10 protein-coding genes and 1 pseudogene are annotated in these 7,432 nt (G+C 35.7%); all 11 read right to left on the minus strand.

Annotated features, from left to right (window positions below; all coding sequences use genetic code 11):
* Positions 1 to 1,396: primase C-terminal domain-containing protein (locus tag AC1Z3S_RS19565; RefSeq protein ID WP_461741772.1), on the minus strand; the 1,396-nt coding region annotated here is incomplete at its 3' end.
* Between the two features lie 565 nt (positions 1,397 to 1,961).
* Positions 1,962 to 2,390, minus strand: coding sequence for a hypothetical protein (locus AC1Z3S_RS19570; protein WP_265460438.1), 429 nt, complete (start codon positions 2,388 to 2,390; stop codon positions 1,962 to 1,964).
* A gap of 13 nt (positions 2,391 to 2,403) precedes the next feature.
* On the minus strand, positions 2,404 to 3,225 hold the full coding sequence (locus AC1Z3S_RS19575; protein WP_265460437.1) for a ParA family protein: 822 nt from the start codon (positions 3,223 to 3,225) through the stop codon (positions 2,404 to 2,406).
* A gap of 292 nt (positions 3,226 to 3,517) precedes the next feature.
* Positions 3,518 to 3,694 (minus strand): hypothetical protein, encoded by a 177-nt coding sequence (locus tag AC1Z3S_RS19580; RefSeq protein WP_265460436.1) that lies wholly within the window; start codon positions 3,692 to 3,694, stop codon positions 3,518 to 3,520.
* A 26-nt stretch (positions 3,695 to 3,720) separates the two neighbouring features.
* Positions 3,721 to 4,083 (minus strand): hypothetical protein, encoded by a 363-nt coding sequence (locus AC1Z3S_RS19585; protein ID WP_461738583.1) that lies wholly within the window; start codon positions 4,081 to 4,083, stop codon positions 3,721 to 3,723.
* Positions 4,073 to 4,306: a hypothetical protein gene (locus AC1Z3S_RS19590; RefSeq protein ID WP_461741773.1), complete on the minus strand. Its 234-nt coding sequence runs from the start codon at positions 4,304 to 4,306 to the stop codon at positions 4,073 to 4,075. The genes AC1Z3S_RS19585 and AC1Z3S_RS19590 overlap by 11 nt, the downstream gene beginning before the upstream one ends.
* Positions 4,307 to 4,450: 144 nt before the next feature.
* Entirely contained in the window at positions 4,451 to 4,825 is a 375-nt protein-coding gene (locus tag AC1Z3S_RS19595) for a DinB/UmuC family translesion DNA polymerase (protein WP_265460434.1), read from the minus strand.
* 252 nt (positions 4,826 to 5,077) lie between these two features.
* Positions 5,078 to 5,617 (minus strand): HNH endonuclease, encoded by a 540-nt coding sequence (locus AC1Z3S_RS19600; RefSeq protein WP_265460433.1) that lies wholly within the window; start codon positions 5,615 to 5,617, stop codon positions 5,078 to 5,080.
* A 36-nt stretch (positions 5,618 to 5,653) separates the two neighbouring features.
* Complete coding sequence (locus tag AC1Z3S_RS19605) at positions 5,654 to 6,154, minus strand: reverse transcriptase domain-containing protein (RefSeq protein ID WP_461741774.1); 501 nt, start codon at positions 6,152 to 6,154, stop codon at positions 5,654 to 5,656.
* Between the two features lie 536 nt (positions 6,155 to 6,690).
* Positions 6,691 to 6,873: a transposase gene (locus AC1Z3S_RS19610; RefSeq protein ID WP_461741775.1), complete on the minus strand. Its 183-nt coding sequence runs from the start codon at positions 6,871 to 6,873 to the stop codon at positions 6,691 to 6,693.
* Between the two features lie 149 nt (positions 6,874 to 7,022).
* Positions 7,023 to 7,187, minus strand: a pseudogene (locus AC1Z3S_RS19615) (ATP-binding cassette domain-containing protein); the annotation flags it as partial.
* Between the last annotated feature and the right edge of the window lie 245 nt (positions 7,188 to 7,432).

Here is a 7,432-nt window from a genome sequence, read left to right on the forward strand (position 1 = left end):
GGGCTAAAATCGATTTACGATAGGCTTGCTGCACTTCCTGTTTCACAAGAATTAAGGTTTGCATAAGCGCAGACCGGGTAGAAACTTGAATCCCTCCGCCACGGCCACGTTTTGTTTTTAAGTAAATTTGTCCGGTTGTTTTTAGATTAATTAATACCTGGTCAAGTGATCTCGCAGGGATACTTAAGTCTTTCAGAATTTCTTTCTTCGTTATTTCAATTACCGGTTTATAAACATAACTTTGCCTACTCAAATAAGCCAGCAAATCAGCCGCCCACTCGTCAAAATGACTGTTCTGACGTTCTTCTCTAGGCTTCTTAAACTTATACCAGCTGCTTGTGCCAAACAACTGAGCGTCAGAAAAGGTTTCTGATGTCCAGTTGGTCACTAACCGGCGGATAACTACTCGGCTAGCAGCTTGATACTTACCTGAATAGGCACTTTTGATTGTTCGAGTGTACTCTTTTTCGCTTAAAGGGCTTGCCAGCTGGAAACTATTAAACTCGTCAAGAAAATCATAGCACTCTTGATAGCTGATTCCTGAAGCATAGTGGGCCAAAGCTAACGTAAATAAAGCATTGTTGCGCCCAATCACGCCTTTAGTGCCACTTATTTCTTTGCGGTTAAGGAGGATTTTCACCCATGGTTCATCAACTTGTCCTCTTAATTTATCTTTCAAAACTCGTAATCCGGCCGAATTTTTACGTTTAGGTTTTGCCGGAGCAAATGTCATAGACCAGTCAATCCATTGCTGCATAGGGTAAACAAAGTGTGGTTGATACAACACAACGTTGTCTGTCCGAGGGATTCTAGCAATACCAAAATGGTTGCATGAAAAATCGACAGGCAGAGATTTCCCAAAAAAAGTCCGCAGGTTCTCTGATATTCTTTTTGCAATCCGAATGGAACCATAGTTGTCTTTATTCGAGATATACCACGCATTCTCCAGTACAAAATAAATCTGGTATCCCCCTGGGGATTTCAAAATCATCGTTGGTAAGAAACCAAAATCTGAGTTGATGCAGCAATTGATGATTTGTCTTTCAGAGAGAGTGTCCCCTTCAGGAACATCGATGTCGATTAAAAACGTGTTGATTTGTTTCAAATTGTCTTCAGAATGGCCTTTGACAATGCTTTTTTCTTTGTCAGCATAGGTTCCAAAACTATAGACGTTCGGTGTCCAATGCGTAAAGCCATCCAAGTTATCTAAAATGGCTTCTTCTGAAGTCAAGATAACCCCACGGCCGGCGGCCATTTTCTCTTTTGACCGGAAACCGAATATAGCACCTTTTTTTCCATCCGGTTTGTAGTCAATCGGTTTGATCTTGCTGTTTTTGTATTTGTATTGTCGAATGCCTTGCTTTAAAAACAAAGAATACACTTCTTGGATTTGCATAGGAACATCGCCTTTCGTTTTTGAGTACAAAAAAGAGGACACCAAATAACACAGTGTCCTCAACTTTAAAAAAAGCTTAAAATCATGTCGAATCTAAATGAGTTCGCACTCAAATAAGCCTTTTCGTATTGAATTTTTTTTCAAAATTTGATAAAATAAGTCCAACGACAGATTTAATTTATCAACAAAGAAAAGACACTTGTTTGACAAAACAAAGTTATGAATTGGCGTTCATAGTTTTGCTTGTCTTTTTTTTTTAATATAACATTTATAAAAACTATACTCAAGCTCAAAAACATTTAAGGTATAAGTTATACCTATATTAATATGGTATAACTTATATCTTAAATACTAATTAACTTATACCTTATACTTTAAATAAAACGACGCTTGGAAACATTAGTACTTCACTAGTAATTCACTAATCCTTTGCTTACAAGGTCTCTAAATACAATTTTTTTCATAAGTATAAGTTATACCTTAATTTTTAAAGTATAACTTATACTTTTTATACCAATATATACGGTATAACTTATACTTTATATTTGGAAAAGTTTTTAAAAATTTATTTTTTCAAGTCTTCAAAATCCTGGTTGATTTGTTCTCTCAAAATCTTTTGTTTCGTTGCTGGTAGTTGTGACTCAATATAGCTTTCTGCTAACTGATCTACAACACTATTAAAACTTATTCTACTTGTTGTCTCACTGAACTCTGACATGTACCCTTTTAAGTTGTTTAATTTTACGTTTAAAGCAGGGGATATCTTTGTAGGAAATGTAACCTTAAGCCTTTCATCAGTTATTACTTTTGGTCTCCCACGATTCCCATTGGTACCTTGCATGTTAGCTTGACCTGTATCATTTTTGCTATCAAGTATCAAACTATTAAAGCCATCATTTCCAAATTCATTTTCTCCGCTTAAAAGTGGTTCGTAATGGCCGTCATAATCACCTGTTGTATCAAATGCTGTTCTGTTTTTTGATTCTTTTGTCAACTAAACCACTCCTTTACATTCTCACTCTAGCTTCCAAAAATTTTCTTCTGGCTTCCATCTCATTCAGTATTTGAATGAATACGTTATGTGCTTGATAATCCCATTGGTCATAATTTCCATTTTTATACTTTTTAATATATATTCCTTCACGAGAATAGCGTTTCAATCTCTTCTGAAATCTTACTATGTTGCTGAAAACATTATCCCCATAAAGGGCTTTAGCCTCCTTTAAAATATCTTCATCTAGAACATCATCAGGGTCAATCATACAAGCAACAATACCGATAATCTGCAACTTGATTCCAAACGTCTTAACCATATACTGTTGGTAGCCTACATACTTTTTCACCCCATCAAATGATTCATCCGTTGTCTGGAAAGCAATGATTGTATAATCTGACGCCGCCATTGCATTGTCAGTATATTCACTTATTGTTGGCGGTACATCGATAAAAATATCATCGTAGATTTCTTTTAAAGGAGCTAATAACTTGGCAAGCACTTGAATTTTTTCTTTTTCATCATCAAATGAGTTGACATATTTTGAAAAGGCTCTAAAACGAGTATCACAAGCAACTAAATCCAAATTACCATCAATATTTACTACACAAGACAAAATATCATTTGATTGGAGTGCATCAGTTATTGTAGATTTTATTTCTCTCACATTACCAGTTTTTGCCATTATTTTTGTTGCATTCGCCTGCGGATCAATATCTACTAAACAAGTCTTTCGATTTTTAAACTTTGCATTATCATATGCTAATTGCGTGGCTGATTTTGTTTTGCCGACACCACCTTTGAAATTACCTACAGTATAAGTAGTTGCTGCCATAATACCCCTCCTATTTCTTTTTGCAATTAAAGTATAAGTTAAATACTGTCCAAAGTCAAAGATTAAAGTATATTTTAATTCCGGACAAAAACACTTATTTCATAAGGCTTTATTAGGTATAAGTTATACTTTAATATTAAACATATACCTTAAATAGTAATCTTCTGTTTAAAGTATTGAACGCTTATACATTCATGTGTGACAAGCATCAACTACTAAATACTAATTATGGTATAACTTATACCTTATATAATTTAGGCATAACATATACTTTAATTACTGGTAATATTGCCTAACAATTGTTTTTGCCATAAGAAATAAATTCCTGAAATGTAATCCCTTCAAACGCCAGCAAGACCTCAAAAGTTTTCTTGTCATATGCGATTTGACTTTCTCCAGTTTCCGGATTTATAACGTCAACTGAGCTGTTTCGTTTTATCATTTCATAAACATCGGTAGTTAAAGTCAAAGACGTTCCTCCTTAAGTAATATGTTTTATCCTTTAAAGATTTCAATGTGTCTGATTTGTCCAGATGGAATAGGGGGCTTTCCAATAAAAATATTCAAGTCATCAGAACCAATTATCTTGCCAATAACATCCTCTTGAAACTGGTTCGCTTCATTTCGTTCATTCATTTGCACTGACACGTATAAATCTTTCAAATAAGCCAACTCTATAATTTCATTTATCTCAATTTCTTCTGATTGAGGTTTCACTTCAATTGCTTTTCGTCGTGCGCCCAGGTCTTCAGAAGGGGCAGCCGTATGATCGGATAGGTAAAATCCTAAATACTTCAGCAAGCCTCTATCATCATACGTTCTGAAAAATTCTGTTGCTAAACCGTCATCAATACTCATTATTTGCACCTCCTTGATGTAATCTGGCATTCCCTCCAGCGTGACCACCAACTAGAGAAGCCCTGTCAATTGCTGTTCCTGCTTCCAGTAGCGAGCTTGTATGGACGAGGGAAGGGAAGCCGAAACGTTCTCTAACAGAATCAACGATTGTATCTAATTCATATGCAGTAAGCTGTTGTTCTGGTTCTTCAAATAACGAAAATTGAAAGGCTCCAGCGTCCATTAAAGAGCTATACGTGACAGATATGTTCCTGATAAAGCAACCATCGACGTAAAACTCTTTGAAAAGGCACAGAACTTGAGAAACTAGTGGTTTAGACTGTTTGGTTGGCTCAATTTTCCGTTGATGTGAGAAGCCGCCTTCAGGTCAATTTCGGGAGTACCCAATCCCTAAATGGACACACTTTGTTTGAACATTGTGTTTTCGCAAGCGACTAGCTACTTGTTCGGCTAACTCTCGTAAAACTACCAACGTTTCCCTGTCCGTGTAATCACGGGGTAAAACCTGACTATTTCCATAGCTTTTCGCCTTATTTAGTGTTGGTAGAGGCTGTTTGAAGCTTGTCCGGTCAATGCCCCATGCATGGGCATATAATTGTTCGCCTAACATACCTAAACTTTGTTTTAAAAAGTAAGGATTATAAGCTGCCAGGTCTCCCATTGAGTAAATACCACGGTCATTCAATCGCTTTTCATAACCTCGACCAATTCCCCAAAATTCAGAAAGGGGGAGATTGGCCACAATTTTTTTGGAACGTCCTCATAACGCCACTCAGCAAACATATCGGGCGTATGTTTTGCCTCAATATCCATTCCGATTTTTGCAAGCAATACCGATAGGTAAACCTTTGAAGTTATCGCCAGTTTTTCCCCCAGTCCACACCGTACGTGAGACTTTCACCTCATACGGCGTTCCATCATTTTAGTACATTTCATCATTTTTCTTCAATCCTTTGTGCTGTTTTACCTAATTATCCTTACTGGATACAATTATCTAATTAAGAAATATTTTTTTGTTTCCTACTATCTCTCGTAACTTGTTTAGTTTCTCAAGCTGTTCCCTATTAGGGTTGATTATGTTCATGTATTTTCTAATTGTCTCTTTCTTTGTTGCGTGAATAAAACGGTGGGGGAGAGAGCCTAATAATACGAGATTGCTGTAAGAGTCATCTTTAGTAAGACGATAGGGTATTTTATGGTGACAGTGCATATCATGAATATCTAATTCTTGACCCATGATACCGCACAATCCTTTTTGAGCTATAAACAATGAGATTCTGTTATTATTCAGTTCGGTTGTTCCTCTAGTACCTTTGATTGGTAGATTGCGTAGAATAACTAATTTAAGTTTTGACGCACTACTTTGTTCAGTATGCATTTCTTTTCTGCCAGCTTCTGTATATTTACAAATGCTTCTTTTCTTGAACAATGCATTCTTAGTTTTTATTAGTCCAATAGGTAGTAGTGATTGTCTCTGTAAATATCGCATCATTGGTGAACGGGCATAAGGAGTAATCCCTTTATCCTTTCCCATGTATTTACCTTTTTTAGTTAGTCCGTTCCTACTCAATCAATTTTTCATCAGGAGAAGACACCTATAATGAACTTTTTTTAAGTCAATGGATATGCACGTCGCTATTTTATAGTATTGGTGAATTCCAATGACCTTACTGTTGTATCTTCTGATTTCCCCAATTGTTTTTTGGCTGTTAGGATTTCTTTGGATTCTCTTGATCTGTTCTTTTAATTGATACTCTATAACTTTCAACGCCTTGGGTGAGATATGCGAGCGCATAATGTTCCTGTTTCTTTTCCGCATCTTTTTTATTGTGAAACCCAGAAATTCACTATCTTGTTTTTTGAGTTTAGTAACTTTCGATTTTTCTTCTGAGATAGGAAGTTTCAATCGTGTTGTTAGCCACTTTTTTGTTGCGTAAAATATTTTCCACGCTGTTTTTTGGTTTACACAGAACAACTTGAAATCATCCGCATATCGTACCAAGTAGGATTCCTTCAGCTTGGTTGAGCTTCTTAGCTTTCTGTAGTGATGTCCCATGTTTTCCTGATCCATTTAGGTTATGTTTATTCTGGATCTCTTCACAGTGTCGATTTTCCCACTGATTTGTTGCCCACCAATCAAACTCATTTAGATTGACGTTTGCTAGTAGGGTGTAAAAGGCCAAAAAAAGATGTAGGTTTTAGGCCAATGAAAAGCAGATTAGATGTAGGTACGTTTAATAACACTATATTAGGTATAACTTTACTTGGAACTAAGGTGTGATAGCCTTTGACTGAGCCGCATCCTTTCCGCTCAGGATTTTTAAAGGCGTACATCACACCTTTAGAAGGTTTCTAGTCAAGTTAGACCAGATTCTATAATGAAATTTGGATTAAATAGACAATTATTAATGGCCAAAAACCTACATTTTCAATGCCTTTTTTCCTACATTTTATTGTGGCCCTTTACATTATTATTTCTGATTTCTGTAACTGTCAATGGTTTGTTCTTATAAAAGTAATAGGCACTTCCAGGGATTTCTAATAACCGACACAACAAAGAAACAGTGTAATCCTTACACCATTTTTCAATAAATTGAACAAGCGAATTTAGGTTTTCCGAGAGAATATGGCTGCGGCTTTTTTTAAGGTTTCAAGTTCCTCTTTCAAACGAGCATTTTCTTTTCTCAGTTCAGCCACTTCTTTTCCAGTCAGTCCTGTGGACTGATCAGGTAAATATAAATTCTTCCATTTGTAAATCGTTGCTTCAGATAAGCCATATTCTTTCGCCAACCTCGAACAGAACGTCCAGTTTGATTCAGTTCAACAATCATCTGTTTAAAATTTTCTTCATATCGGGTCATAAAAATTGATCCTCTCGTAGATAAGTTTAATTTATTCTTGTCTCTATGAAAAGCTGTCTAAGATTTGATACTAACACCAATTTTACTTTCCATGTATTCTTTGGACAATTTTTGGTTAATCTTTTTATTATCAAATATTATATTCCCATGGGTCACACTGTCCAAACCCACAACAGCACGTCCTATAGTTGTTTTACCTGAGCCTGATTCACCCACTAAAGAAAATGTTTCACCTTTATTAATTTCTCCGCGAGTAATCTATATAAAATTGCAAAATTTATATAAACTAAATAAAAAGAGAACCTGTTTTGGGATAAAATCCCAAAACAGGTTCTCTTTTCAATTTATATTGTTAAATGGTTCTATTTCGTCTGAAACTCTATAGCCTTTTTTCCAGTGTGTTTCGATACTTTGTTCTGTAAATCCATATCGAGCAAATTTCAGGCGAATCCTACTAACAATTTGAGAAAGTTGCGCCAAGTGTGAAC

The organism is Enterococcus sp. LJL90, assembly GCF_056924355.1.

Coding starts and splice junctions, on each gene's coding strand:
- AC1Z3S_RS19585 (WP_461738583.1), bottom strand. CDS start 4,083: ATGAGTATTGATGACGGTTTAGCAACAGAATTTTTCAGAACGTATGAT.
- AC1Z3S_RS19605 (WP_461741774.1), bottom strand. CDS start 6,154: ATGGATCAGGAAAACATGGGACATCACTACAGAAAGCTAAGAAGCTCA.
- AC1Z3S_RS19590 (WP_461741773.1), bottom strand. CDS start 4,306: ATGGACGCTGGAGCCTTTCAATTTTCGTTATTTGAAGAACCAGAACAA.
- AC1Z3S_RS19600 (WP_265460433.1), bottom strand. CDS start 5,617: ATGGGAAAGGATAAAGGGATTACTCCTTATGCCCGTTCACCAATGATG.
- AC1Z3S_RS19575 (WP_265460437.1), bottom strand. CDS start 3,225: ATGGCAGCAACTACTTATACTGTAGGTAATTTCAAAGGTGGTGTCGGC.